The organism is Paracoccus sp. MA, assembly GCF_020990385.1.
In the GTDB taxonomy this organism is placed as follows: Bacteria; Pseudomonadota; Alphaproteobacteria; order Rhodobacterales; family Rhodobacteraceae; genus Paracoccus.
The window spans coordinates 1,383,132-1,406,597 of sequence record NZ_CP087597.1 but is presented as its reverse complement, the minus strand read 5'-3'; the positions used below and the strand labels follow the sequence as shown (position 1 = coordinate 1,406,597).

Here is a 23,466-nt window from a genome sequence, read left to right as displayed (position 1 = left end):
ACCCATCGAACAGGCCGTGATTTAGCGGCGCACGGGACGGGATTGCATGCTGGGCTTTGAACTGACCGGAACCAATGCGGCATTCGCGATGCTGATCATCGTGACCATCATGTTCATCGAGTTCATTCGCGAAAAGCACCCGCCCGAAGTCGTGGCCATCGGCACCGCCGCGGTGATGATGCTGCTGGGCCTTCTGCCGATCAAGGACGCGGCCGGGGTGCTGTCGAACTCGGCGCCCTGGACCATCGCCTTCATGTTCCTGATCATGGGCGGACTTCTGCGGACCGGTGCCCTGGAAATCATGTCGCGCCTCGTGACCGCGCGGGCGACCAGCCATCCGCGCTTCACCATCGGCGCGCTGTTCCTGTTCGTGATCCTGGCCTCGGCGATCATGAACAACACGCCGGTGGTGGCGGTCATGATCCCCATCTTCATCCAGCTGGCGCTGCGGCTGGGGTTCTCGCCCTCGAAGCTGCTGATGCCGCTGAGCTATTTCACCATCCTGGGCGGGATGATGACGCTGATCGGCACCTCGACCAACCTGCTGGTCGACGGCGTGGCGCGCGAGCAGGGCATGGTGCCCTTCACCATCTTCGAGATCGCCCCGGTCGGCATCGCCATCACGCTGGCGGGCATCGCCTATTTCGCCACCATCGGCTGGCGGCTTCTGCCCGACCGCACCTCGCTGGCCGGCTTCCTCGGCACCCGGCGCGAGATGAAATACTTCACCGAGGTGGCCATCCCCGAGGAATCCAGCCTGGTCGGCCAGCCGGTGCTGACCGCGCCGATCTTCAAGCGCGATGCGGTGCGGGTGATCGACGTGCTGCGCGGCGATGCCTCGCTGCGCCGCAACCTGGCCGAGGTGGCGCTGGAGCCGGGCGACCGCGTGGTGCTGCGCTCGGAAATGGCCGATCTGCTGGAGATGCAGGCCAACAAGAATTTCCAGATGGTGGACAAGCTCAGCTCGGTCGCCACCGAGACCGTCGAGGTGCTGATCTCGCCCGGCGCGCGGCTGGTCGGGCGCCGGCTGGGCGACATGCGCCTGCGCCGCCGATACGGGGTCTATGTCCTGGCCGCGCATCGCCGCAGCCAGAATATCGGCCGCCAGCTCGACGACCTGGTGGTGCAGGTCGGCGACACGCTGCTTCTGGAAGGCGCGCCCGAGGATATCGCCCGGCTGGCCGCCGACATGGAGTTGGTCGACGTCTCGCGCCCCTCGGCCCGGCCGTTCCGCCGCGAGCGCGCGCCCATCGCCATCCTCTGCCTTCTGTCGGTGGTGTCGCTGGCGGCGCTGGACGTGGCGCCGATCATGGCGCTGGCCTTCATCGCCTCGGCGATCATCCTGATCACCCGCTGCGTCGATGCCGAGGAAGCGTTCTCCTTTGTCGATGCCCGGCTGCTGGCGATGATCTTCGCCATGCTGGCGGTGGGCGAAGCGCTGGAGCACACCGGCACGGTCAATCTGGTGGTGGATGCCGTGGCGCCCCACCTGCGCGGCCTGCCGCCCTTTGCCACCCTGATCGCGGTCTATTTCCTCGGCCTCGTCATGACCGAGGTGCTGTCGAACAACGCCGTCGCGGTGCTCTTGACCCCGGTGGCCATCGCGCTGGCGAAATCGCTGGGCCACGATCCGCGCGCCTATGTGGTGGCGGTGATGTTCTCGGCCACCGTCGCCTTCGCCACCCCCATCGGCTACCAGACGCATCTGATGGTCTACGGCCCCGGCGGCTACCGGTTCAGCGATTTTGTCAAGGTCGGCGTGCCCCTGGACATCATCTGCGGCATCGTCGCCTGCCTGACGATTCCGCTGTTCTGGCCGCTCTGAGCTCGGTGCTCGATTCCCGGCCTTCGCTCGGGCTTCGTTGTTGCATGGGTATTTTCAAAACAGAGAAGACCAGAAACGCCGCCCGCAGCGAGGCTGGCCGGCTCATGACTTCTCTGTTTTGAAAATACCCATGCGGCCGTGCCGCTCGCATGGCGGTCGGCCTTGAAGCGCTGCCGCTCAATCCTGCGAAAAACCTTCGCGAATCTCGGTCTCGGCCCTGATCGCCAGCGTCTTGCGCGTCTCTCCCGCCACCGGGATCGGCGCGTGCAGCCGCACGGTCACCGAGCCCTGCGGATATTGCGCCAGCACCGCCAGCAGATGCGGCCCCAGATCCATGTCACCCCACCAGCCGTAGAATCGCGGGTCGCGGCTTTCCGGCGCATGGTAATGTGCGCTCATCGGCTGGATCGCCAGCCCTTCGGGCAGGGCCGGATCGAGGAAGCCCTGGAACAGCGTCGGCTTGAAGGGCAGCACCCGGCAGCCGTCGCTGCTGGTGCCCTCGGGAAAGAACAGCAGCCGATGGCCGGCGCGGGTGCGCTCGGCGAATTCCTCGGCTTGGGCGCGGGCCAGGCGGGGGTCGCGGGCGACGAAATGCGTGTCGGTCACTCGGGTCAGGATGTTGATGCCCGGCCAGCCCGCCACCTCGGATTTCGAGACGAAGAACACCGGCATCGCCGCATTCAGCACGAAGATGTCGAGCCAGCTGGAATGGTTCGCCACCGCCGCCCCGGGGCCGCGCATCGGCCGGCCGATGCAGCGCCATCGCAGCCCCATGATCCACAGGCAGAGGCGGCAGACGATCTGCACATGCGGTCCGGTGACGGGCCGGCGCGGGCCGGTGAACAGCCGCTCGGCCAGGCGCAGCGGCACGATCAGCAGCACGCCGAGCGCCAGAACCAGCACGATGCCGCCGCCGCGCAGCAGGACCAGCAGCCAGCCCAATGCGCCGGGGCGCGGGATGGCGGGCGGCGGCACTTCGTCCCGCCAGGTGGCGCGGGCGCCCCCGCTCATTGCCCCTGCCGGGTTTCGTAGAACTTGCGGTGCTTTTCCGACATGGCCTTGGTATCGACCAGCAGGAACACGTCGGTGGTGTTGAAGGCGCGGTCCAGCCAGGCGCCTTCGCCGACCATGCCGCCCAGCCGCAGATAGGCCTTGATCAGCGCCGGCATGCCGGTCATGGCGGCGCGGCGGTCCAGCTGCCCGGGCGGGATCAGGTCCATGCGGCGATAGCCGTCGGGACGGGCGCGGGGACGGATCGCCTCGGGCGCCAGGTGATGATGGTGGAGCCAGCTGAGCGGCTGGGCCAGCGCCTGCACGTCGGTGCCGTGGAACGAGGCGACGCCGAACAGGATCTCGATGCCGCGCGCCAGCACGTAATCGGCCAGGGCGTTCCACATCAGGAACATGCCCGAGCCGCCGCGATAGGCCGGATCGACGCAGGACCGGCCCAGCTCCAGCAGCGACCGCCCCGAGGCGCGCAGCGGCGCGAGGTCGTATTCGCTGTCGCAATAGAAGCGGCCGAACGCCTCGGCCCGGTCGCCCGGCAGCAGGCGATAGACGCCGACCACATGGTCCAGCGCCTCGCGCGAGCGGCGATTGTCCACCAGCACCAGATGATCGACGACCGGATCGAACTCGTCGCGCTCGAACCGGGACTGATGATCGACCAGCGGGCCGTCGCCGCCCAGCTCCTCGACGAAGACGCGATAGCGCAGGCGCTGCGCCGCCAGAAGGTCGGTCTCGTCCGTGGCAAGACGGGTCGCGAAATAGGACGTCTCTGGCGTCATCGTTACGGCCTTGGAACCCGGGCTGATGGTCTCTGGCCCCGTGTCTAGGCGGGGGGGCGCGACATTGCAACCGCTGGCGCGTCGCGCGATTCAACGGCGATTGACTAACGCAAAAGTTGAATTACTCTGCACGTATCGCTTAGTGGGGCTCGGTTGTGACCAGTTCAAGCTCGATATGCCTGCCGTTCACCACCTGCTTTCCGGCATTGGTGAAATTGATGGTGATGCGATCCCCGATGCGCGACTGGACCTGTCCGGTGCCCCATTCGGGGGCGCCGGGATGGCGCACGATCATGCCGGGTTCCAGGATTTCATTCATCTTACGCCCTTTTCCGAGGAAACATGCAGGCTAGCCTTTCATGGACGATCTGACAATCCGCCGCCCGCCCGATGCATCCGCGGCGATCCCGCCCGAGCGTCTTGCGGCGCTGGTCGGCTCGCGGCTCTGCCACGACATCGTCTCGCCGCTGGGCGCCATCGGCAACGGGCTGGAACTCTTGCAGCTGTCCGGCGCCTGGCCGGGCATCGGCAACAGCGCCGAGATGCAGCTGATGGCGGAAAGCGTCGAGGCGGCCCGGGCGCGGGTGCGCTGGTTCCGCATGGCCTTCGGCCAAGCCGCGCCCGACCAGCGGCTGAGCCTGGCCGAGCTGGCGGCGCTGCTTGCCGATGTCGAGCGGGGCGGGCGCATCCGCGTCCGGCTGGAGGCCGAGGGCGACCTGCCGCGCGCCGAGGGCCGCATGATCCTGCTGGCGCTGATGTGTTTCGAGACCGCGATGCCCTGGGGCGGCGGCGTGCTGGTCTGCCGCGGCGCCAGCGGCTGGCGGCTGGTGGCCGAATGCAGCCGCACCAAGCCCGATCCGGCGCTGTGGTCCTGGCTCGATGCCGCCCCCGGGCGCGAGCGGCCCGAGCCCGCCGCCTCGGAGGTGCATTTTCCGCTGCTGGCCGGTTTCGCCCGCGCCGCCGGCCGGCCCCTCGCTTGGGAGCTGGACGAGACGGGCGGCGAGATCGCGTTCTGAGCGTCAGATCCCGCCGGACTTCAGCGCCCGGTCCAGCCGTCGCGCCAGCGCCGGCGGGACAGCCTCGACGCTGTCGAGCAGTTCGGACAGCAGTGCGACCGCCAGCTCCTCGCCCCGTTCCAGCAGGATCAGCCCCGCCTCCAGGCGGATGCGCGGGGTGGCACCGGCCGCCAGCGCCCGCAATTCGCGCAGCGCGCGGGCGGGATGTCGGGTCAGGGCGGCAGCCGCCAGGTTCAGCCGGTAGGGCTCGGCCCGGGGCCGTGCGGCACGATGCATCTGCCGGACCAGCGCCGCGTCCAGCCGGTCCTGCACCACCATCTCGGCGATGCGGCCGGTGCCGCCCGTCGCGCCGATCACCCCGGTCGCCGGATGGCCGCCGAACGGCAGGGCGATGGGCGTCAGATGTGGAAACCCGGCCCGGATCAGCGCCGCATGGGCACGGTCGGCCCGGATGGCCGGATCATAGATCAGCGCGCCGCGCGCGTCGCGATTGCCCAGCGTCTCGGGCCGCGGCATGGGCCGGCCGATGCGGGCGAATTTCGCATGGCGGTCGGGATCGAAAGGCGCCACCGCCGGGTCGATGCAATATTGCGGCGAGACCGCCATGATCCGGTCGGCATGGCAGGCGGCGGAATAGAGCAGCGCCGCATAGCCGCCCATCGAGAATCCGGTCGCAATGACCTCGGCATAGTTCCGGGTCGCCTCTCGCAGCGCCCCGGCCAGCGCGGCGTCGCGGTCCGGGACGAACCAGTCGCGCCGCGCCGTCTGCACCACCAGCGCGTCGATCCCCAGCCTTTCGGCGTAGCGCGGCGCGGCGGCGGGCGCGAAGCCCGCCATGCGGTCCCGGCCATGTTCGAAGCCGACCACGGCGCGGCGCCCGTCGCCGGCGCCGCGAAACAGCGTGATGCGGTGGCGGTCGTCCTGGTGCAGCTGTTCGGCCCGCATCAGGGGCGGATGGTGCCGTCGCCGGTGACCAGATACTTGAAGCTGGTCAGCTGCTCGGCGCCGACCGGCCCGCGCGCATGCATCTTGCCGGTGGCGATGCCGATCTCGCCCCCCATGCCGAACTCGCCGCCATCGGCGAATTGCGTCGAGGCGTTGCGCATCAGGATGGCGCTGTCGAGCCCCTTGAAGAAGCGTTCGGCGGTGGCGTCGTTCTCGGTCAGGATCGATTCGGTATGGCCCGAGCCGTAGCGGCGGATATGGGCGATCGCCTCCTCGACGCCGTCGACCAGCTTGACGGCGATGATCTTGTCCAGGAACTCCTGCCCGAAATCCGAAGGCTCGGCCGGGACCGTGCCGGGCACCTTGGCCAATTCGCCCTCGGCCCGCACCTCGACGCCGGCATCCAGCAGGTCCTGCACCAGCACGGGGCCGTGCCTGGTGTAGAACTGCCAGTCGATCAGCAGGCATTCGGCGGCGCCGCAGATGCCGGTGCGCCGGGTCTTGGCGTTCAGCACCACGCGGCGGGCCTTTTCCAGGTCGGCGTCGCGGTCGGCATAGACATGGCAGATGCCCTCCAGATGGGCAAAGACCGGCACGCGGGCCTCTCTCTGCACCAGCCCGACCAGGCCCTTGCCGCCGCGCGGCACGATGACGTCGATGAATTCCTGCGCCCGCAGCATGGCGGCGACGGCCTCGCGGTCGCGGGTCGGGACCATCTGGATCGCCGCCTCGGGCAGCCCGGCCTGCTTCAGGCCCGCGACCAGCGCCTCGTGGATGGCGGTCGAACTTTCCAGGCTTTCCGAGCCGCCGCGCAGGATCACCGCATTGCCGGCCTTCAGCGCCAGCGCCGCGGCATCTGCGGTGACATTGGGCCGGCTTTCGTAGATCACGCCGATCACGCCCAGCGGCGTCGCGACGCGCCGGATGTTGAGCCCGTTCGGCCGGTCCCATTCCGCCAGCACCTTGCCGACCGGATCCTCTTGCGCCGCGACCGAGCGCAGCCCCTCGGCCATGGCGCGGATGCGCGCGGGATCGAGCTTCAGCCGGTCCAGCATGGCGGGGGAAAGGCCCTTTTCCTCGGCATGGTGCATGTCGAGGATATTGGCGTCGAGGATCGCGTCCTCGGCCTTGAGGATCGCCTCGGCCGCGCCGATCAGCGCGGCATGCTTGCGCTCGGGCGAGGCCTCGGCCAGCACGGCGGCGGCGGCGCGGGCCTTTTGCCCCAGATCCGCGATCAGCGCATCGGCCTCGGAAGTGGTCAGGTCTTTCATGGCGGCATTCCCTTGCATGAGGCCTGAGATAGGCCCGGGCGCGCCGAAAAACCAGAGAGGAAAGGGGGAAGGTGCAGGATTCTGTTGCCAGGCTCCTGCGGGCCCCGCCTTACGCTGCTAGGCGGAAGGGCTTAGGTTTCGGTTACCCGAGCTGCTTACGCAGCCAGAGCCACCGGAGCACGGTTGTCGTTGGCAACTGTACATTTTGCACCGATGACGGTGGTAGCTCACCGAGACAAAGCAAACAGCTTTAGACGTTCGTCGATCCTGTTTCGGCCCCATGTGCCCCCAACGAGGGATGATGGTGGAGCCGCCGGGTACCGCCCCCGGGTCCGATCCGCTTATTACCTGCGCGTTTATGTCCATAGTCCGGGCGAACCCGGACCCCACGAATATAGGCGCCGCCATTCCGGCACGCAAGGGAGGGGAACGCCGTTCCCCTCTTGTCCCGCTGCGCGGGCCAATTCACCCCTTGGAGTATTTGGAAAACGGAGAAAGCCGAGCGCGGCGCCCGGCCTTCTTCGTTCCTCGAATACTCATCCGGCCGCTCTGCCGGCGAAACGCCCCGCCGAGGGGCGGGGCGCTGCAAGAGAAGGGGGAAGGGGTCAGAAGCCGGCCTTGATCTTTTCGAATTCCTGCAGCTGGCGCTCGCGTTGCTGCGGGTCGTTCGGGGTCTGGGCCAGGATCGGGGCGTCCACGGGCGACAGCCCTTCCTGCACCGCCGGCTCGTCCTTGATCGTCTCCATGGCGACGGTCGAGGTATGGCCGTAGCCGATCGTGTCGAGGAGGCCCTTGGCCGATTCGGGCGCGAGCCAGGCGTTGATGAAATCGTAGGCCTTGTCCTCGTTGCCCGGGCCGTTCTTGAGGTTGATGAAGCCGCAGAAGAAGGTCGAGCTGCCCTCCTTGGCCGCGCGCTGGAAGCCGACCGGGAAGCCGTCGTTTTCCAGCAGCACCACGCCGTCGTTCCACGACCAGGCCACGTCCACCGCGCCCGAGGCCATCAGCTGCGCCTGCTCGGCCGGGTCGGCCCAATAGGCCGCGACGTTCTGATGCGCCTGGCGCAGCCAGTCGGCGGCGGCGGAGAACTGCTCATCCGTGACCTCGGTCCAGTCGGTGGTGCCGGTGGCCAGATAGGCCAGCGCCCAGACATCGTCGGCCGAATCGGGCAGCGAGGTGCGGCCCTGGTATTTCGGATCGATGAAGATGTTCAGGCTGGCGACATCTTCGGCCGGCACGGTTTCGGTATTGTAGGCGACGGCGGTGGCGCCCCAGTCGGTCGGGATGTACCAGACGCCCTCGTCGTCCTTGAAGATTTCCGAATCGAGGAATTCCGGGTCGAGGGTTTCGAAGGCCGGGATATTCGAGACGTCCCAGGGCTCGATCAGCCCGGCGTCGCGGTATTTCGACACCATCTGCGAGCAGGGATGCGCCACGTCCGCCTTGAAGCCCGAGGCGAGCTTCTGATAGGCCTCGTCGTCATCGCCGTAGAAGGCGAAGGTCGGGCCGGTGCCGTGCTTGTCGATATAGCCCTGGAAGATCACCGGTTCCTCGAACCCGGCCCAGTCGAAGACCGTGAGTTCGGGGTCGGCGGCCCAGGCGGCCGTCAGGCTGGTGCTGGCAAGTGCGAGCGCCAGGGCGGGGAAGCGGAGAGGTTTCATGTCGGAGCTTTCCTTGAGGCAGTCTGGCACGACGCTAGCCGCCCCGCGGCGACCTCGCAAGCGCGCCCGCGCCTACCAGCGCCCCGATGCGCCGCCGCCGCGCGACGAGCCGCCGCCGAAGCCCGAGGCGCCCCGCGAGGCGCGATAGCCGGGCGTCGGCTCGCTGCGCAGCACCATGCCGGTCGGCCCATACCAGACGGTCTGCGGGCGAAGACGTCGCCGGCTGTCGGACCAGCCGCAAGCCGGGCACCGTCGCGTGACATTGTCATGCGAGACCATGTAGCCGCCCTCGGGCAGCGGGGTTTCCAGCGGCGCGACCTGCGTCTCGAGGCCGCGACGGCCGCATTGCGGGCAGCGGTTGCGCCGCCAGGCCTGCCGCGCGATGGCGCCGAGGATCAGCAGCCAGGCGCCGCCGAAGAGGAAGGGGATGATCCTGTCCATCAGCCCGCGTTCCGGCGCCCCGACCGGCTGGCCCGCCGCGACCGGCCGGGCGATCAGCTCGATCACCGCCAGCGTGCCGTCGCGGATGCCCTGCGACATCCGGCCGTCGCGAAAGGCGGGCAGCATGGTGTTGCGCATGATCTCCTGCGCCAGGATGTCGGCGTCGTTCTCGTAGCCGCGGCCGAGTTCGATCCGCGCCTCGCGGTCTCCGGCCAGCACCAGGACCATGAAGCCGTCGCTGCGCGCGGCGTCGCCCACGCCCCAATGATTGAAAAGCCGGGTGGCGAAGGGCTCCAGCCCGTCGGTCCCGCCGTAGCGCGCCCGGTCGGCCAGCGTGACGACCGTGCCCTCGATGCCGGCCTGGTCCCGGAGCGTGCTCAGCGCCGCGTCGACGGTCCGGGCATCCTCGGGCGTGAGCAGCCCGGCGAAATCGTTGATGCGCAGGTGCTGCCAGTCGGGCAGGGTCTGCGCATGGGCCGGGGCCAGCAGCGCCAGCCAGAGGAGCGCGGACAGCCATGCCGCCGCCCGGATGGCGCGCTGCTGGATCTTGGCGGGCGGGGCGGTCCTGAACGGGCTATCCATCGTCGCTTCTCGTCTTGCGCCTTATCCCGGCAGGATCTCGGGGCCGCCGGTGATCTGCGGGTCGGGCTGGCCGATCACCTCGTCGTCGCGGCCGGCGAAATCGACCGCGCGCAGGATGGTCTGGATGGCGGCGATCCGCGCCCGCCTCTTGTCGTCGGCGCGGATCACCGTCCAGGGCGCGATGCCGGAATGGCTGCGCAGCAGCGTGTCCCGGATCGCCGCGCTGTAATCGTCCCATTTCGCCAGCCCGTCCACGTCGATCGCGCTGAGCTTCCATTGCTTCAGCGGATCGCGCTCGCGGTCGAGGAAACGCTGGAGCTGCTCGGGCCGGCCCACCTCCAGCCACAGCTTGACCAGGATCACCCCGTCGTCGGCCAGCATGGTCTCGAAGGGTGGCAATTGCCGGAAGAAGGTCTCGCGCTGCGCGTCGGTGCAGAAGCCGAAGACCTTCTCGACCACGCCGCGATTGTACCAGCTGCGGTCGAAGAGCGCGATCTCGCCGCGCGCGGGCAGCCAGTCGACATAGCGCTGGAAATACCATTCCCCGGCCTCGCGCTCGCTGGGCTTGGGCAGGGCGACGATATAGGCCGAACGCGGGTTGAGGTTCTCGCGCACCCGCTCGATGGTGCCGCCCTTTCCGGCGGCGTCGCGGCCCTCGAACAGCACCACCATGCGCTTGCCGGTATGGATCACGTCGCGCATCAGCCGCACCAGCTGCAACTGCAGCCCGGCCATGCGCTCGTCGTAATCCTTGCCCTTCATCTCCTCGGGATAGGGATAGGAGGGGTCGAGGATGCGGCCCTTTTCCGCCGCCTTCACGGCCTTGCGCAATGCCTCGGGCGCCTGCTTTTCCAGGTAGCGGGTGATGGCGCCCACGAAGGGCAGGTCGGGCAGCGATTTCGGCGCCCCGGCCCCGTCCTTCTCGTCCTTTCCGTCATTGCCGTTCTTGCCCATGCCTATGCCTCGCCGATGCGGTTCAGGTCGAAGGGGGTGGTCTGGTAGATCTCGTTGATCCAGTTGCCATAGAGCAGATGCGCATGGCTGCGCCAGCGGTTCGTCGGCGTCTGGCCGGGATCGTCGTCCGGGTAGTAGTTCACCGGCACGTTGATCGGCTTGCCCGAGATCACGTCGCGGTCGTATTCGTCCTTCAGCGTCGTGCTGTCATATTCGAAATGGTTGAAGACATAGAGCGCGCGGTGGCCGGCATCCTCGATCAGGCAGGGCCCGACCTGGTCCGAGGCGATCAGCGTCCGCAGCGCCGGGATGGCGTCCACCTCGTCCTGGCGCACCTCGGTCCAGCGGCTGACCGGGACCAGCACGTCGTCCGAGAAGCCGCGCAGATAGGGCGAGGCGGGGGCAAGGTTGCGGTGGCGGAAACAGCCGAAGGCCTTGTGGTCCAGCATGTGCTTTTCGAGGCGATGGAAATGCCAGGCCATCGCCATGCCGCCCCAGCAGACGCCGAAGGTGGAATGCACATGGCTTTGCGTCCATTCGAAGACGCGGGTGATCTCGTCCCAATAGGTCACCTGCTCGAAGGGCAGGTGCTCGATGGGCGCGCCGGTGATGATCAGCCCGTCGAACTTCTCGCCCGTCTCCTCGACCTCGCAGAAGCGGCGGTAGAAGCTTTCCATGTGGTCGGCCGCCGTGTTGCGGCTTTCGTGGTCCGACATGCGGATCAGCTGGAAGTCGATCTGCAGGGGCGTGGCGCCGATCAGCCGGGCGAACTGGTTCTCGGTCTGGATCTTCTTGGGCATCAGGTTCAGAAGCCCGATGCGCAGCGGCCGGATGTCCTGCATCGCCGCCCGGCCCGGCGACATGACCATGACGCCTTCGTTCGACAGGATGTCAAAGGCGGGCAGGTCATTGGGCAGGGTGATGGGCATCATGCGTCCTTTCTGTCGGTCTTTTCTTCGGGGGCCCGCCTGTCGATCGCCTGGCCGACCAGGCGGAGCAGGTCGTCGGGGCTTTTCACCTGCGCCACCTCCTCGGCCAGCAGGGTCACGCCGCGCCGGGCCATGGCTTCGTAGCGCGGCTGCCGGTGGGCCAGCGCCCGGGCATAGGTCCAGCGGATGAAGTCGTCGGGATTGACCTGCTCTTCGGTCAGGCCCTTTTCCACGCGATAGTCGGTCCAGGCGCGGTCGAGGAAATCCGGCTGGTAATACATCGGTTTCGGCGCGCGGTCGAAGCGGCGGACCAGCTCCTCGGTATGTTCGGCCGAGCCCTTGATCCAGACCAGCAGCAGGTCGCGTTCCAGCGCGTCCAGCACCGGGTCGCTTTCGGCCCAGGGGTCCACCACCTCGCAGACCGAGCCGCCGGAATCGCAGACGAAATTCCCCAGATTGTAGATCTCTTGCGCGCGGCGGATGAAGTGGCCGGTATCCAGCAGCGCCGCGATCTCGGCCATGCGGTGCTGGTCCTGGCGGCGCATGTATTCGTTGAATTCCAGCCCGCCGCGGGTCACGCTGCCGGGCTTGCCCAGATAGGTGGACAGCGGCGCCAGGTTCTCGAAGGTGATGTTGCTGGCGATATAGACCGAATCCGACAGCAGCAGCTCGCGCAGGAAGGGCACCTTCATCGCTTCGCGCTTGAAGTTGTCGGCGATCAGCTCGCCCATGTAGCGGGTGCCGATGCGGTAATCGACCGAATAGTGGAACCATTCCCCCGAGCCGCGCAGCATCGAGGCGAGGAAGGTCTTGCCCAGCCCCGACATGCCGAAGAACAGCACGCGCTTGCGGGGTGCGGCCAGCCATTCGGCTTGGGTCTTGTAGAGCATGGGCGATCCTTTTGCGGGGCTTGGCGATAGTTAGTCCCGCGCAGGGCCAAGGAAAAGGGGTGGCTGTCTCCGCCCCTCGGCCCGCAGCCCGGAAAAACGGCCGGCCAGCCCTTGCATCCCGACCCCGAGCCCCCTATCTGGGACGGGCGGACCGGGCCCCTCTGACGACGCATGTCGTGATGTCGGACCGCATCGAGCCTTGCTCGGTGCCAGCCCGGAACCCATTCCTCGCCAAGGCTTCGCACCGGCATTCGTCCAATGCGGAGCCTGACATGGAACCTTTCTACCTGACCCTCTTTCTCGGCACGCCGATCTGGCTGTGGCTGGTCTTCCTCGGCCTCGTCGCGGCGCTGCTGGCCTTCGATCTTGGCGTGCTGAATCGCGGCGACAAGGAAATCGGCGTGACTGAAAGCCTCAAGCTTTCGGCCTTCTACATCACTCTGGGCGTGCTGTTCGGCGGTTTCGTCTGGTATCAGCTGGGCAGCAACGCCGCCGCAGAATACATGACCGCCTTCGTGGTCGAAAAGACGCTGGCGATGGACAATGTCTTCGTCATCGCGCTGATCTTCGCCACGCTGTCGATCCCGCGCCGCTACCAGCACCGGGTGCTGTTCTGGGGCATCCTGGGCGTGATCGTGCTGCGCGGCATCATGATCGGCGTCGGCGCGACGCTGGTCGCGCAATATGGCTGGATCCTCTATATCTTCGCCGGCTTCCTGATCCTGACCGGCATCAAGATGCTGTTCATCGGCGACAAGGAGCATGACATGGGATCGAACCCCATCCTGGCCTTCCTGCGCCGCCGGATGCGGCTGACCGACGAACTGCACGGCCATGCCTTCGTCGTGAAGAGGTCCGACCCCGCGACCGGCCGCATCCGCCGTTACGCCACGCCCCTGCTGCTGGCCCTGGTGATGATCGAGATCGCCGACGTGATCTTTGCGGTGGATTCGGTGCCGGCGGTCTTTGCCATCACCACCGACCCCTATATCGTCTACACTTCGAACATCTTCGCCATCCTGGGCCTGCGCGCGCTGTTCTTCGCGCTGGCGGCGATCATCCACCGCTTCGAATATCTCAAGCAGGCGCTGGCGGTGCTGCTGATCTTCATCGGCTCCAAGGTGTTCCTGGCCGATCTGATGGGGCTGGCGAAATTCCCGCCCGCGGTCTCGCTGGGCATCACCTTCGCCATCCTCGGCGCCGGCGTCGGCTGGTCGCTGTGGCGCACCCGCAAGGACGCGGCGCAGGCCTGAGCGCCGAATCCGCGGCGCCGCGCCCGGCCGCGCGGTAGCCGTGGGTATTTGAGAAACAGAGAAAGCGGGGAGGCGGGGTGCGAGACCCGGCCGTCTCCGTGCGATGTGATCCGGGTTGCCGCAGCGTTAACCAATCCGCAGTAGCGCCTCGGGTTCAATCGCGCTATGCTGCCGCTCAGACCCGGAAAACGGGCGATGCAAACGAGGCAGTGACGGCGGTAACCCATGACCGAGATGGTCTTTGGCACCACGCCCGTGCGGGCAGGTGATCCGATTCTTCCACGCTGGTGGCGCACGCTGGACCGATGGTCCCTGGCCTGCGTGCTGGGACTGTTCGCGGTCGGGCTTCTTCTGGGACTGGCGGCCTCGGTGCCGCTGGCCGAAAAGAACGGCCTGCCGCAATTCTACTACGTCAGCCGCCAGGCGGTCTTCGGCGCCATGGCGCTGGGGGTGATGCTGGTGATCTCGACCTTCTCGCCCCGGCAGGTGCGGCGCATCGGGGTGCTGGGCTTTCTGGTGGCGCTGCTGATCCTGGCGATACTGCCTTTCGTCGGCACCGATTTCGGCAAGGGCGCGGTGCGCTGGCTGCGGCTGCCCGGCGGCATGTCGGTCCAGCCCTCGGAGTTCCTCAAGCCCTGTTTCGTCGCCATCTGCGCCTGGTTCATGGCCGCAAGCCAGGAGGTCGGCGGCCCGCCCGGCAAGTCCTTCTCGTTCGGGCTGGCGGTGATCGTGGTGCTGCTTCTGGCGATGCAGCCCGATTTCGGCCAGGCCTCGCTGGTGCTGTTTTCCTGGTGCGTGATGTATTTCATCGCCGGCGCGCCGCTTTACCTTCTGGGGGGGGTGATGGGGCTGGCCTGCGTCGGCGGCATCTTCGCCTATGGCGCCTCGGAACATTTCGCGCGCCGCATCAACGGTTTCCTTGCGGCCGAGGTCGATCCGCGCACCCAGCTCGGCTATGCCACCAACGCCATCCAGGAGGGCGGCTTCTTCGGCGTCGGCGTCGGCGAGGGCTCGGTCAAGTGGTCGCTGCCGGACGCGCATACCGATTTCATCATCGCGGTGGCGGCCGAGGAATACGGGCTGATCCTGGTCCTCATCATCATCGCGCTTTATTCCACCATCGTCATCCGCTCGCTTCTGCGGCTGCAGGACGAACGCGACCCGTTCGTGCGCATCGCCGGCACCGGGCTGGCCTGCGCCTTCGGCGTGCAGGCGCTGATCAACATGGGCGTGGCGGTGCGGCTTCTGCCGGCCAAGGGCATGACGCTGCCCTTCGTCAGCTATGGCGGCTCGTCGGTGATCGCCTCGGGCATTGCCATGGGGATGCTTCTGGCGCTGACCCGCTCGCGCCCGCAGGGCCGCATCGGCGACGTGCTGGGCCGGGGTCGGGGATGAGCGTCCCGCAGGCCCAGCGGCGGCTTTGCCTGATCGCCGCCGGCGGCACTGGCGGGCACATGTTCCCGGCGCAGTCTCTGGCCGAGGTGTTGCTGGCGCAGGGCTGGCGCGTGAAGCTGTCCACCGACGAACGGGGCGCCCGCTATGCCGGCGCCTTCCCGGCCGAGGTCGCGCGCGAGGTGGTCAGCTCCGCCACCACCGCGCGCGGCGGTGCGCTGGCCAGGCTCGCCGTGCCCTTCCGCATCGCTGCGGGCGTGCTTTCGGCCATGCGCCGGATGCGGTCCGACCGTCCGGCCGTGGTGGTGGGCTTCGGCGGCTATCCGACCATTCCCGCCATGTCGGCGGCGCTGGCGCTGAAGATCCCGCGCATGATCCACGAGCAGAACGGCATCATGGGTCGGGTCAATATGGCTTTTGCCCGCCGGGTGGACCGCGTCGCCTGCGGCACATGGCCGACCGCGCTGCCGCCGGGCGTGCAGGGCATCCATACCGGCAACCCGGTGCGGCAGGCAGTGCTGGACCGCGCCGCCGCGCCCTATCTGCCGCCCTCCTCGGACGGGCCGGTGAACCTCTTGGTCATCGGCGGCAGCCAGGGCGCGCGCGTGCTTTCCGATGTGGTGCCCCAGGCGGTCGCCGGCCTGCCGGAGGAGCTGCGCGCCCGCCTGTCGGTCAGCCATCAGGCCCGGGCCGAGGATGCCGAGCGGGTGACCGCCGCCTATGCCGCGGCCGGCATCGACGCCGTGGTGCGGCCCTTCTTCGACGACGTGCCGCAGCGGCTGGCGCAGGCGCAGCTGGTGGTCAGCCGGGCGGGGGCATCGTCCATCGCCGACATCACCGTGATCGGCCGTCCGGCCATCCTGATCCCCTATGCCGCCGCCACCGGCGACCACCAGACCGCCAATGCGCGTGCCCTTGCGGAATCCGGTGCCGGCGTCGTCCTGCCCGAATCCGTGCTTGACGCCGAGAGCCTCAGGCGCGACATGCGGGACATCCTTTCCGACAGCGCCCGCGCCACCGCCATGGCAGCCGCGGCGCTGTCGCTGGGCCGCCCCGATGCGGCGCAGCGCCTTGCAGAACTAGTGACGGAACTGACCCGATGAACGCAGCGACCAAACTCCCGGGCGAACTGGGCCCCATCCATTTCGTCGGCATCGGCGGCATCGGCATGTCCGGCATCGCCGAGGTGCTGATGACGCTGGGCTACCAGGTGCAGGGTTCGGACGCGAAACGCTCCAAGATCACCGACCGGCTGGAAAGCCTGGGCGCCACCGTCTTCGAGGGCCAGCGTGCCGAGAATATCGGCGAGGCGGGGGTGGTGGTGATCTCGACCGCCATCAAGAATGGCAACCCCGAGCTTGAGGAGGCGCGCCGCCGCGGCTTGCCCGTGGTGCGCCGGGCCGAGATGCTGGCCGAGCTGATGCGGCTGAAATCCAACGTCGCCATCGCCGGCACGCATGGCAAGACCACGACCACCACCATGGTCGCGACGCTGCTGGACGCCGGCGGCTTCGATCCGACCGTGATCAACGGCGGCGTGATCCACGCTTACGGCTCGAACGCCCGCGCCGGCGCCGGCGAGTGGATGGTGGTCGAGGCGGACGAGAGCGACGGCAGCTTCAACCGCCTGCCCGCCACCATCGCCATCGTCACCAATATCGACCCCGAGCATATGGAGCACTGGGGCAGCTTCGACGCGCTGCGCAAGGGTTTTCAGGATTTCGTCTCGAACATCCCCTTTTACGGGCTCGCCGTCTGCTGCACCGACCACCCCGAGGTGCAGGCGCTGGTCGGCAAGCTGACCGATCGCCGCGTGGCGACCTTCGGCTTCAACGCCCAGGCCGACGTGCGGGCAGTGAACCTGCGCTATGAGAACGGCGTGGCGCATTTCGACATCGCGCTGCAAGGCGAGGCCGAGCTGAACGACGGCGAGGTGCCGGTGATCGAGGGCTGCAGCCTGCCGATGCCGGGCGACCACAATGTCAGCAATGCGCTGGCGGCCGTGGCCGTCGCCCGTCACCTGGGCATGAAGCGCGCCCAGATCCGCGAGGCGCTGGCGCGCTTCGGCGGGGTCAGCCGCCGCTTCACCCGTGTGGGCGAGGTGAACGGGGTGACCATCATCGACGATTACGGCCATCACCCGGTCGAGATCGCGGCGGTGCTGAAGGCAGCCCGGCAGGCCACCAAGGGCCGGGTGATCGCCGTGCATCAGCCGCATCGCTACAGCCGGCTGTCGAGCCTGTTCGACGATTTCTGCACCTGTTTCAACGAGGCCGATGTCGTCGCCATCGCCGAGGTCTATTCGGCCGGTGAAGAGCCGATCCCCGGCGCCTCGCGCGACGATCTGGTCGCCGGGCTGATCGCCCACGGCCACCGCCACGCCCGCGCGGTGATGGACGAGGGCGACCTGGAACGGCTGGTGCGCGAGCAGGCGCGGCCGGGCGACATGGTGGTCTGTCTGGGTGCCGGCACCATTTCGACCTGGGCCAACAACCTGCCCGAGCGGCTGAGGGAGAAAGCCGCGTGATCGCGCTGGCGAGCCATCCCGCCACGGCGGCGTTCTGCGCGGTGCTCTGGGGCATCGCGGCCTGCCTTCTGCCCTTCGTGCGGCTGCGCTGGCGTCACTCGGCGCTCTGGGCGCTGGTGCTGTGCGGCGTGCCGGTGCTGGGCTGGCTGACCTATCTGTGCGGTCCCGGTTTCGGCGTGCTGTTCCTGTCCCTTGGCCTGTCCCTGCTGGTCTGGCCGCCCTTCGACCCGCGTCGCCGCCGGCGCCGGCACGGCGCGCATTGAGCCCATGGAGATCGTCTGGCTGGTCATCGGCGTCACGCTGGCCGCGACGCTGTGGTTCGGTGCGGCGCGCATGGGTGCGCGCTCCTTCGGGGTGCTGGGGGTGGGGCTGGCGGTGCTGCTGGGTTCGGCCGGCCTGTGCTGGCTGATCGGCGAGGCCAAGACCGGCGGCTATCTGGCCGGCATCGTCGGCATGCTTCTGTGCCTGCTGATGCTGATCGCCGCCGGCGGCGTTCTGGCCGGGACGCTGCTGCGCTGGCTTTACGAACGGCTGAGCCCGCCCGCGCCGCCGCGCGCGGCCCTGCGCCCGGCCTGGGACCTGATGGGCCTTGGCGCCTTCGCCGCTTTGGCGGTGATCCTCAGCGCGGTCGAATGAAGCCGCCCGCCGCGTAAATCCTGCGCCTCCCCTTGTCACGGCGGGGAAAGCCGTCTAGGCAATGAATGTGATGTAATCACATTTCATATATGTCTCCGACAACCGCTAGAGGTCTGACCAGATGCAAAGGGCAATCACCACGCAGATCGGCGCGCTGGCGCTGGGTTCGATGCTGTTTTTCGCGGCCGCGGCCGTCGCGCAGACCAGCGATGCCGGCCATGACCACAGCCACGGCCACGACCATGCGCATGAGCACAAGGATGCCGCCCAGGAGGCGATCCATAACGGTTATTTCGAGGACGATCAGGTCCGGGACCGTCCGCTGTCGGACTGGCAGGGCGACTGGCAATCGGTCTATCCCTATCTGCGCGACGGGACGCTGGACCCGGTCATGGCGCATAAGGCCGAACATGGCGACAAGACGGCCGAGGAATATCGCGCCTATTACGAGGCCGGCTACAAGACCGATGTCGACCGCATCACCATCGAGGGCGACCGCGTCAGCTTCCGCAGCGGCGATGCCGTGGTCTCGGGGCAATATGCCGGCGACGGCCATGAGATCCTGACCTATGCCAAGGGCAATCGCGGCGTGCGCTATGTCTTCAGGAAGACCGCGGGCGACGAGGCGGCTCCGCAATTCATCCAGTTCAGCGACCACCGCATCGCGCCCGAAAAGGCCGACCATTATCACCTCTATTGGGGCGACGACCGTGCGGCGCTGCTGCAGGAGGTGACGAACTGGCCGACCTATTACCCCGCTTCGTTGGATGGCGCGCAGATCCTGGCCGAGATGATGGCGCATTGATCGCCGGCCAGGCCGCCGGCCCGTCGGGGGCCGCCGGCTTGCGGCATGCCGCGCAATGCCGGCGGCGCGGATGCGGGCGCATTGACGGCCCGGCCCGCGCTGATTAGGAGCGCGGCATGACCCAGACGCTTCCCAGCCCGCGCGGCGCCCTGACCCCGAACCGTGTCCTTGCCGATCTGACCTGGCTGCGGGTCGGCGGCCCGGCCGACTGGCTGTTCCAGCCCGCGGACGAGGGGGATCTGTCCGAGTTCCTGCGCAGCCTCGATCCGGCTCTGCCGGTGTTTCCGATGGGCGTCGGTTCGAACCTGATCGTGCGCGATGGCGGCATCCGCGGCGTGGTGATCCGGCTGGGACGCGGCTTCAACGCCATCTCCTGCGAGGGCGGCACCGTTACCGCCGGGGCCGCCGCGCTGGATGCCCATGTCGCGCGCCGCGCCGCCGAGGCGGGGCTGGACCTGACCTTCCTGCGCACCATTCCCGGCAGCATCGGCGGCGCGGTGCGGATGAATGCCGGCTGCTACGGCGCCTATGTCGCCGATCACCTGATCTCGGTCCGTGCCGTGGCCCGCGACGGCAGCCTGCACGAGATCGCGGCCGCCGACCTGCGCCTCGGCTATCGCCATTCCGAGATCCCCGAGGACTGGGTCGTGACCGAGGCCCGTTTCCGCGCCGAGCCGGGCGATCCCGCCGAGCTGGCCGCGCGGATGGAGGAGCAGCTGGCGCGTCGCGACGCCAGCCAGCCGACCCGGGACCGCAGCGCCGGTTCGACCTTCCGCAACCCGGCCGGCTTTTCCTCGACCGGGCGGGCGGATGACAGCCACGAATTGAAGGCCTGGTCGCTGATCGATGCCGCCGGCCTGCGCGGCCACCGCCTGGGCGGGGCGCAGATGTCGGAAAAGCATCCGAATTTCCTGCTCAATGCCGGCGGCGCCACCGCCGCCGAGCTGGAGGCCCTGGGCGAACTGGTGCGGCAGAAGGTGCGCGAGACCAGCGGGCACGAGCTGCAATGGGAAGTCATCCGCGTAGGCCAGCCCTAGGAACCGGCCGTAACCCGCCGGCATTGCCGGAAATATCGCGTGGAACGCGAAAAGGGACTTTTGCGATTCCGCCCGACCCGCTATCCTGACCCGACAAATACCCGGATCAACCGGGGACAAGAGGCAGAAATTGGCGGGCAGGTCGAGCAGGACAGCCCCGAAAGTCGTGGTCCTGATGGGCGGACCCTCGGCCGAGCGCGAGGTGTCGCTTTCGTCGGGGCGTGAATGCGCGATTGCGCTGCGGCAGGCGGGCTATGAAGTCGTCGAATTGGACGCGGGCAGGGATCTGCCCGCGCGTCTGGCCGAGCATGCACCGGATGTGGTCTTCAACGCCCTGCACGGCCGCTGGGGCGAGGACGGCTGCGTGCAGGGCCTGCTGGAATGGCTGGGCTGGCGCTATACCCATTCCGGTGTGCTGGCCTCGGCGCTGGCCATGGACAAGACCCGCGCCAAGCAGGCGCTGCGCGAGGCCGGGCTGCCGGTGGTGGACAGCCTCATCGCCGATGCGGACGAGGTGCGCGCCCGCCATGTCATGGCGCCGCCCTATGTGGTCAAGCCGAATGACGAGGGCTCTTCGGTCGGGGTCTATATCGTGCACGAGGCCGCGAACGGCCCGCCGCAGCTTTCCCCGCAGATGCCGGCCCGGGTCATGGTCGAAACCTATGCGCCGGGCCGCGAGCTGACCGTGGCGGTGCTGGGCGACCGCGCGCTTGGCGTGACCGAGATCGTGACCAAGGGCTGGTATGACTACGACGCCAAATACAAGCCCGGCGGCTCGACCCATGTGATCCCGGCCGCGATCCCCGACGAGATCGCCGCCGCCTGCCGCGAGCAGGCGGTGCGGGCGCATCAGGCGCTGGGATGCCGGGGACTGACCCGAACCGATTTCCGCTGGGATGAAAGCCGCGGGCTGGCCGGGCTGATCATCCTGGAAGTGAACACCCAGCCCGGCATGACCCCCACCTCGCTTGCCCCCGAGCAGGCGGCGCATGCCGGCATGGATTTCCCCGCGCTCTGCCGCTGGATCGTCGAGGAGGCGCTATGCAGGGCCTGAACCCCTTCCACCGCGGACAGGGCGACGGCGGGCGCCCGGCCCCGACGCGCCCCGCGCCCGCGCGCCCGGCGCCGGTGGCGGCGCGCGCGCCGCGCAGGGACCCGGCGCCTTCGCGGCTGGCCTATCGGCTGAACCGGATGATGCTGCGGCCCATCGTGCGCCGGCTGGTGCATGTCGGCCTGCCCGCCTTTCTGGCGGCGCTGGTGGCGGGGATCTGGCTGTCGGACGACACCCGCCGCGCCAATCTGACCGGCGGCATCGACGCCATCGTGGACCGCATCCAGCACCGCGACGAATTCATGGTCAAGATGATGACCATCGAGGGCGCCTCGCCGGCGGTGGACAAGGGGCTGCGCGCCATGCTGCCGGTCGAGTTGCCGGCATCGAGCTTCGACATCGACCTGGAAAAGCTGCGCGAGCGGGTGCTGAAGCTCGATGCGGTCGAGGCGGTGGAGCTGCGCATCAAGCCGGGCGGCGTGCTGTCGGCCGTGGTGACCGAGCGGGTGCCGGTGGTGCTGTGGCGCCATGGACGCGGCATCGAGCTTCTGGACAAGACCGGGCACCGGGTCGCCTCGGTCACCTCGCGCGACGTGCGCACCGACCTGCCGATCATCGCCGGCGAGGGCGCCGACCGCGCCGCACGCGAGGCGCTGGCGCTGATCGATGCCTCCGGGCCCATCCTGCCGCGCCTGCGCGGGCTGGAGCGCATGGGCGAACGGCGCTGGGACGTGGTGCTGGACCGCGGTCAGCGCATCCAGCTGCCCGAGGACAAGGCGCTTCAGGCGCTGGAGCGCGCCATCGCGCTGGACCGCGCCCTGCACATGCTGGACCGCGACATCTCGGTCGTCGACCTGCGGCAGGAGGCGCGTCCGGTGGTCCGGCTGGGGCTGGAGGCGCAGAACGCCATCCGCCGCGCCCGCGGCCAGCCCGAGCTTGGTCCGGACGGATTGCCGGTCAAGCCGGAGGCGACGGCGGGCAAGACCGGCAAAAGCACGAAGAAGAGCGGTTAACAGCTTGGGGAGTCAGCGGATATGAAGGATCTGTATCAGGGCCAGCGGGCGATGCGGAACATGCGCCGCCAGGCCATGCAGCGCGGGGTCATCGCGGTTCTGGACATCGGCACCTCGAAGATCGCCTGCCTGGTCCTGCAATTCGACGGTCCCAGCCAGTTCCGCGAGACGGACGGGGTCGGCCCCATGGCCGGCCAGTCGAATTTCCGCGTCATCGGCACCGCCACCACCCGCTCGCGCGGCATGCGCTACGGCGAGATCGAGACCATGGCCGAGACCGAGCGCGCCATCCGCACCGTGATCCAGTCGGCGCAGAAGGTCGCGGGCGTGCGCGTCGATCATGTCATCGCCTGCATCTCGGGCGCGCGCCCGGCAAGCTACGGCCTGGCGGGAGAGATCGTGCTGCCCGCCGGCAAGGTGGGCGAGGGCGACGTGGCCCGCGTGCTGGCCGCCTGCGACGTGCCCGATTTCGGCCGTGGCCGCGAGGTGCTGCACGCCCAGCCGGTGAACTTCGCCCTGGACGGCCGCTCGGGGCTTTCGGATCCGCGCGACCAGTCGGGCGGCCGGCTGGCCTGCGACATGCATGTGCTGACCATCGACGGCGACGCGGCCGGCAACTTGGTGCATTGCATCCGGCGCTGCGACATGGAGCTGGCGGGGGTGGCCTCGGCCTCCTACGCCTCGGGCCTTGCCGCGCTGGTCGAGGACGAGCAGGAACTGGGCGCCGCCTGCATCGACCTGGGCGGCGGCACGACCGGGGTTTCGGTCTTCATCAAGAAGCACATGATCTTCGCCGATGCTGTCCGTGTCGGGGGCGAGCTGATCACCCAGGACATCGCCAAGGGGTTGCGGGTCAGCCATGCCGTGGCCGAGCGGCTCAAGACCCTGCATGGCGGGCTGGAGGCCACCGGCCGCGACGACCGCGAGATGATCGAGCTGGGCGGCGAAACCGGCGACTGGGAAACGGACCGCCGCAGCGTCAGCCGCGCCGACCTGATCGGCATCATGCGCCCGCGGGTCGAGGAGATCCTGGAAAAGGTGGGCGAGATCCTGGATGCGGCGGGCTTCGACTGCATGCCCTCGCGCCAGATCGTGCTGACCGGCGGCGGCAGCCAGATCCCGGGGCTGGACGTGCTGGCCTCGCGCATGCTGGGGCAAAGCGTGCGCATCGGCCGGCCGCTGCGCATCCAGGGCCTGCCGCATAACGCCACCGCGCCGGGCTTTTCCTCGGCCATCGGGCTGGCCCTGCTGACGGCGCATCCGCAGGACGAATGGTGGGATTTCGACATGCCCGCCGAACATTACCCGGCGCGCAGCCTGCGCCGGGCCTATCGCTGGTTCCGCAACAACTGGTAGGCGAGCGGAACCCGGATGCGGTGGTGTGGACCGGTGTCCACACCACATGGTGGAGAATGGGCAAGATACCGCCGAGAATAGCAGCTCTGACCGCCATA

23 protein-coding genes and 1 other RNA gene are annotated in these 23,466 nt (G+C 68.5%); 13 read left to right on the top strand and 11 right to left on the bottom strand.

Annotation, left to right across the window (positions count from 1 at the left end; genetic code table 11):
• The first annotated feature begins 46 nt into the window (after positions 1-46).
• Positions 47-1,825, top strand: a complete 1,779-nt coding sequence (locus LOS78_RS06990) for an SLC13 family permease (RefSeq protein ID WP_028716525.1) — start codon at positions 47-49, stop codon at positions 1,823-1,825.
• A gap of 177 nt (positions 1,826-2,002) precedes the next feature.
• Here LOS78_RS06990 and LOS78_RS06985 read toward each other — a convergent pair whose 3' ends face one another.
• The 3 genes from LOS78_RS06985 to LOS78_RS06975 all read right to left on the bottom strand — a co-directional run bounded on the left by LOS78_RS06985 (position 2,003) and on the right by LOS78_RS06975 (position 3,931).
• Entirely contained in the window at positions 2,003-2,836 is an 834-nt protein-coding gene (locus LOS78_RS06985) for a 1-acyl-sn-glycerol-3-phosphate acyltransferase (RefSeq protein WP_230376356.1), read from the bottom strand.
• Positions 2,833-3,612 (bottom strand): GNAT family N-acetyltransferase, encoded by a 780-nt coding sequence (locus LOS78_RS06980; protein WP_028712871.1) that lies wholly within the window; start codon positions 3,610-3,612, stop codon positions 2,833-2,835. Before LOS78_RS06980 ends, LOS78_RS06985 begins: the two co-directional genes overlap by 4 nt.
• Before the next feature lie 139 nt (positions 3,613-3,751).
• Positions 3,752-3,931, bottom strand: coding sequence for a DUF3553 domain-containing protein (locus LOS78_RS06975; RefSeq protein ID WP_028712870.1), 180 nt, complete (start codon positions 3,929-3,931; stop codon positions 3,752-3,754).
• A 40-nt stretch (positions 3,932-3,971) separates the two neighbouring features.
• On the opposite strand from LOS78_RS06975, the gene LOS78_RS06970 reads away from it, so the two are divergent.
• Positions 3,972-4,628: a histidine phosphotransferase family protein gene (locus LOS78_RS06970; protein ID WP_230376355.1), complete on the top strand. Its 657-nt coding sequence runs from the start codon at positions 3,972-3,974 to the stop codon at positions 4,626-4,628.
• A 3-nt stretch (positions 4,629-4,631) separates the two neighbouring features.
• On the opposite strand, the gene LOS78_RS06965 is transcribed toward LOS78_RS06970, so the two are convergent.
• The 8 genes from LOS78_RS06965 to LOS78_RS06930 all read right to left on the bottom strand — a co-directional run bounded on the left by LOS78_RS06965 (position 4,632) and on the right by LOS78_RS06930 (position 12,298).
• The gene (locus tag LOS78_RS06965) at positions 4,632-5,573 is read right to left on the bottom strand and encodes a hypothetical protein (protein WP_230376354.1); all 942 of its coding nucleotides are present in this window, start codon (positions 5,571-5,573) and stop codon (positions 4,632-4,634) included.
• Positions 5,573-6,844 (bottom strand): glutamate-5-semialdehyde dehydrogenase, encoded by a 1,272-nt coding sequence (locus LOS78_RS06960; RefSeq protein ID WP_230376353.1) that lies wholly within the window; start codon positions 6,842-6,844, stop codon positions 5,573-5,575. The genes LOS78_RS06965 and LOS78_RS06960 overlap by 1 nt, the downstream gene beginning before the upstream one ends.
• 70 nt (positions 6,845-6,914) lie before the next feature.
• Positions 6,915-7,268, bottom strand: a transfer-messenger RNA (tmRNA) gene (gene ssrA / locus LOS78_RS06955).
• A gap of 181 nt (positions 7,269-7,449) precedes the next feature.
• Positions 7,450-8,502: a PotD/PotF family extracellular solute-binding protein gene (locus tag LOS78_RS06950; RefSeq protein WP_230376352.1), complete on the bottom strand. Its 1,053-nt coding sequence runs from the start codon at positions 8,500-8,502 to the stop codon at positions 7,450-7,452.
• Positions 8,503-8,574: 72 nt separating this feature from the next.
• Positions 8,575-9,525 (bottom strand): YgcG family protein, encoded by a 951-nt coding sequence (locus LOS78_RS06945; protein ID WP_230376351.1) that lies wholly within the window; start codon positions 9,523-9,525, stop codon positions 8,575-8,577.
• 21 nt (positions 9,526-9,546) lie between these two features.
• Positions 9,547-10,479 carry a polyphosphate kinase 2 gene (gene ppk2 / locus LOS78_RS06940; protein ID WP_230376350.1) on the bottom strand — a complete coding sequence of 311 codons (933 nt, stop codon included), beginning with the start codon at positions 10,477-10,479 and terminating at the stop codon, positions 9,547-9,549.
• Between the two features lie 2 nt (positions 10,480-10,481).
• Positions 10,482-11,408 carry a homoserine O-succinyltransferase gene (gene metA, locus LOS78_RS06935; RefSeq protein WP_230376977.1) on the bottom strand — a complete coding sequence of 309 codons (927 nt, stop codon included), beginning with the start codon at positions 11,406-11,408 and terminating at the stop codon, positions 10,482-10,484.
• Positions 11,408-12,298 (bottom strand): ATPase, encoded by an 891-nt coding sequence (locus tag LOS78_RS06930; protein ID WP_230376349.1) that lies wholly within the window; start codon positions 12,296-12,298, stop codon positions 11,408-11,410. The genes metA and LOS78_RS06930 overlap by 1 nt, the downstream gene beginning before the upstream one ends.
• A gap of 272 nt (positions 12,299-12,570) precedes the next feature.
• Between LOS78_RS06930 and LOS78_RS06925 the strand changes: the two genes are divergently transcribed.
• The 11 genes from LOS78_RS06925 (at position 12,571) to ftsA (ending at position 23,368) form a co-directional block, all read left to right on the top strand.
• Entirely contained in the window at positions 12,571-13,551 is a 981-nt protein-coding gene (locus tag LOS78_RS06925; protein ID WP_230376348.1) for a TerC family protein, read from the top strand.
• 225 nt (positions 13,552-13,776) lie between these two features.
• Positions 13,777-14,946 (top strand): putative peptidoglycan glycosyltransferase FtsW, encoded by a 1,170-nt coding sequence (locus LOS78_RS06920; protein WP_028712862.1) that lies wholly within the window; start codon positions 13,777-13,779, stop codon positions 14,944-14,946.
• Positions 14,943-16,046: an undecaprenyldiphospho-muramoylpentapeptide beta-N-acetylglucosaminyltransferase gene (gene murG / locus LOS78_RS06915; RefSeq protein ID WP_230376347.1), complete on the top strand. Its 1,104-nt coding sequence runs from the start codon at positions 14,943-14,945 to the stop codon at positions 16,044-16,046. The genes LOS78_RS06920 and murG overlap by 4 nt, the downstream gene beginning before the upstream one ends.
• Positions 16,043-17,470, top strand: coding sequence for a UDP-N-acetylmuramate--L-alanine ligase (gene murC / locus LOS78_RS06910; RefSeq protein ID WP_230376346.1), 1,428 nt, complete (start codon positions 16,043-16,045; stop codon positions 17,468-17,470). Before murG ends, murC begins: the two co-directional genes overlap by 4 nt.
• On the top strand, positions 17,467-17,733 hold the full coding sequence (locus LOS78_RS06905; protein ID WP_028712859.1) for a DUF2484 family protein: 267 nt from the start codon (positions 17,467-17,469) through the stop codon (positions 17,731-17,733). The genes murC and LOS78_RS06905 overlap by 4 nt, the downstream gene beginning before the upstream one ends.
• Positions 17,734-17,737: 4 nt before the next feature.
• On the top strand, positions 17,738-18,106 hold the full coding sequence (locus LOS78_RS06900) for a hypothetical protein (RefSeq protein ID WP_230376345.1): 369 nt from the start codon (positions 17,738-17,740) through the stop codon (positions 18,104-18,106).
• Positions 18,107-18,227: 121 nt separating this feature from the next.
• On the top strand, positions 18,228-18,911 hold the full coding sequence (locus LOS78_RS06895) for a metal-binding protein ZinT (RefSeq protein WP_230376344.1): 684 nt from the start codon (positions 18,228-18,230) through the stop codon (positions 18,909-18,911).
• Positions 18,912-19,027: 116 nt separating this feature from the next.
• Positions 19,028-19,948 carry a UDP-N-acetylmuramate dehydrogenase gene (murB, locus tag LOS78_RS06890; protein WP_230376343.1) on the top strand — a complete coding sequence of 307 codons (921 nt, stop codon included), beginning with the start codon at positions 19,028-19,030 and terminating at the stop codon, positions 19,946-19,948.
• Positions 19,949-20,123: 175 nt separating this feature from the next.
• On the top strand, positions 20,124-21,002 hold the full coding sequence (locus LOS78_RS06885) for a D-alanine--D-alanine ligase (RefSeq protein ID WP_230376342.1): 879 nt from the start codon (positions 20,124-20,126) through the stop codon (positions 21,000-21,002).
• Positions 20,990-22,012 (top strand): cell division protein FtsQ/DivIB, encoded by a 1,023-nt coding sequence (locus LOS78_RS06880; RefSeq protein ID WP_230376341.1) that lies wholly within the window; start codon positions 20,990-20,992, stop codon positions 22,010-22,012. Before LOS78_RS06885 ends, LOS78_RS06880 begins: the two co-directional genes overlap by 13 nt.
• Before the next feature lie 21 nt (positions 22,013-22,033).
• A complete protein-coding gene (gene ftsA, locus LOS78_RS06875; protein ID WP_028712853.1) occupies positions 22,034-23,368 on the top strand; it encodes a cell division protein FtsA in 1,335 nt (444 codons plus the stop codon).
• The last annotated feature ends 98 nt before the right edge of the window (positions 23,369-23,466 follow it).

What these genes read in the sequence shown, in the direction of transcription:
- LOS78_RS06990 (WP_028716525.1), top strand. Translation starts at nt 47, where the DNA reads ATGCTGGGCTTTGAACTGACCGGAACCAATGCGGCATTCGCGATGCTG.
- LOS78_RS06985 (WP_230376356.1), bottom strand. Translation starts at nt 2,836, where the DNA reads ATGAGCGGGGGCGCCCGCGCCACCTGGCGGGACGAAGTGCCGCCGCCC.
- LOS78_RS06980 (WP_028712871.1), bottom strand. Translation starts at nt 3,612, where the DNA reads ATGACGCCAGAGACGTCCTATTTCGCGACCCGTCTTGCCACGGACGAG.
- LOS78_RS06975 (WP_028712870.1), bottom strand. Translation starts at nt 3,931, where the DNA reads ATGAATGAAATCCTGGAACCCGGCATGATCGTGCGCCATCCCGGCGCC.
- LOS78_RS06970 (WP_230376355.1), top strand. Translation starts at nt 3,972, where the DNA reads ATGGACGATCTGACAATCCGCCGCCCGCCCGATGCATCCGCGGCGATC.
- LOS78_RS06965 (WP_230376354.1), bottom strand. Translation starts at nt 5,573, where the DNA reads ATGCGGGCCGAACAGCTGCACCAGGACGACCGCCACCGCATCACGCTG.
- LOS78_RS06960 (WP_230376353.1), bottom strand. Translation starts at nt 6,844, where the DNA reads ATGAAAGACCTGACCACTTCCGAGGCCGATGCGCTGATCGCGGATCTG.
- LOS78_RS06950 (WP_230376352.1), bottom strand. Translation starts at nt 8,502, where the DNA reads ATGAAACCTCTCCGCTTCCCCGCCCTGGCGCTCGCACTTGCCAGCACC.
- LOS78_RS06945 (WP_230376351.1), bottom strand. Translation starts at nt 9,525, where the DNA reads ATGGATAGCCCGTTCAGGACCGCCCCGCCCGCCAAGATCCAGCAGCGC.
- ppk2 (WP_230376350.1), bottom strand. Translation starts at nt 10,479, where the DNA reads ATGGGCAAGAACGGCAATGACGGAAAGGACGAGAAGGACGGGGCCGGG.
- metA (WP_230376977.1), bottom strand. Translation starts at nt 11,408, where the DNA reads ATGCCCATCACCCTGCCCAATGACCTGCCCGCCTTTGACATCCTGTCG.
- LOS78_RS06930 (WP_230376349.1), bottom strand. Translation starts at nt 12,298, where the DNA reads ATGCTCTACAAGACCCAAGCCGAATGGCTGGCCGCACCCCGCAAGCGC.
- LOS78_RS06925 (WP_230376348.1), top strand. Translation starts at nt 12,571, where the DNA reads ATGGAACCTTTCTACCTGACCCTCTTTCTCGGCACGCCGATCTGGCTG.
- LOS78_RS06920 (WP_028712862.1), top strand. Translation starts at nt 13,777, where the DNA reads ATGACCGAGATGGTCTTTGGCACCACGCCCGTGCGGGCAGGTGATCCG.
- murG (WP_230376347.1), top strand. Translation starts at nt 14,943, where the DNA reads ATGAGCGTCCCGCAGGCCCAGCGGCGGCTTTGCCTGATCGCCGCCGGC.
- murC (WP_230376346.1), top strand. Translation starts at nt 16,043, where the DNA reads ATGAACGCAGCGACCAAACTCCCGGGCGAACTGGGCCCCATCCATTTC.
- LOS78_RS06900 (WP_230376345.1), top strand. Translation starts at nt 17,738, where the DNA reads ATGGAGATCGTCTGGCTGGTCATCGGCGTCACGCTGGCCGCGACGCTG.
- LOS78_RS06895 (WP_230376344.1), top strand. Translation starts at nt 18,228, where the DNA reads ATGCAAAGGGCAATCACCACGCAGATCGGCGCGCTGGCGCTGGGTTCG.
- murB (WP_230376343.1), top strand. Translation starts at nt 19,028, where the DNA reads ATGACCCAGACGCTTCCCAGCCCGCGCGGCGCCCTGACCCCGAACCGT.
- LOS78_RS06885 (WP_230376342.1), top strand. Translation starts at nt 20,124, where the DNA reads ATGGGCGGACCCTCGGCCGAGCGCGAGGTGTCGCTTTCGTCGGGGCGT.
- LOS78_RS06880 (WP_230376341.1), top strand. Translation starts at nt 20,990, where the DNA reads ATGCAGGGCCTGAACCCCTTCCACCGCGGACAGGGCGACGGCGGGCGC.
- ftsA (WP_028712853.1), top strand. Translation starts at nt 22,034, where the DNA reads ATGAAGGATCTGTATCAGGGCCAGCGGGCGATGCGGAACATGCGCCGC.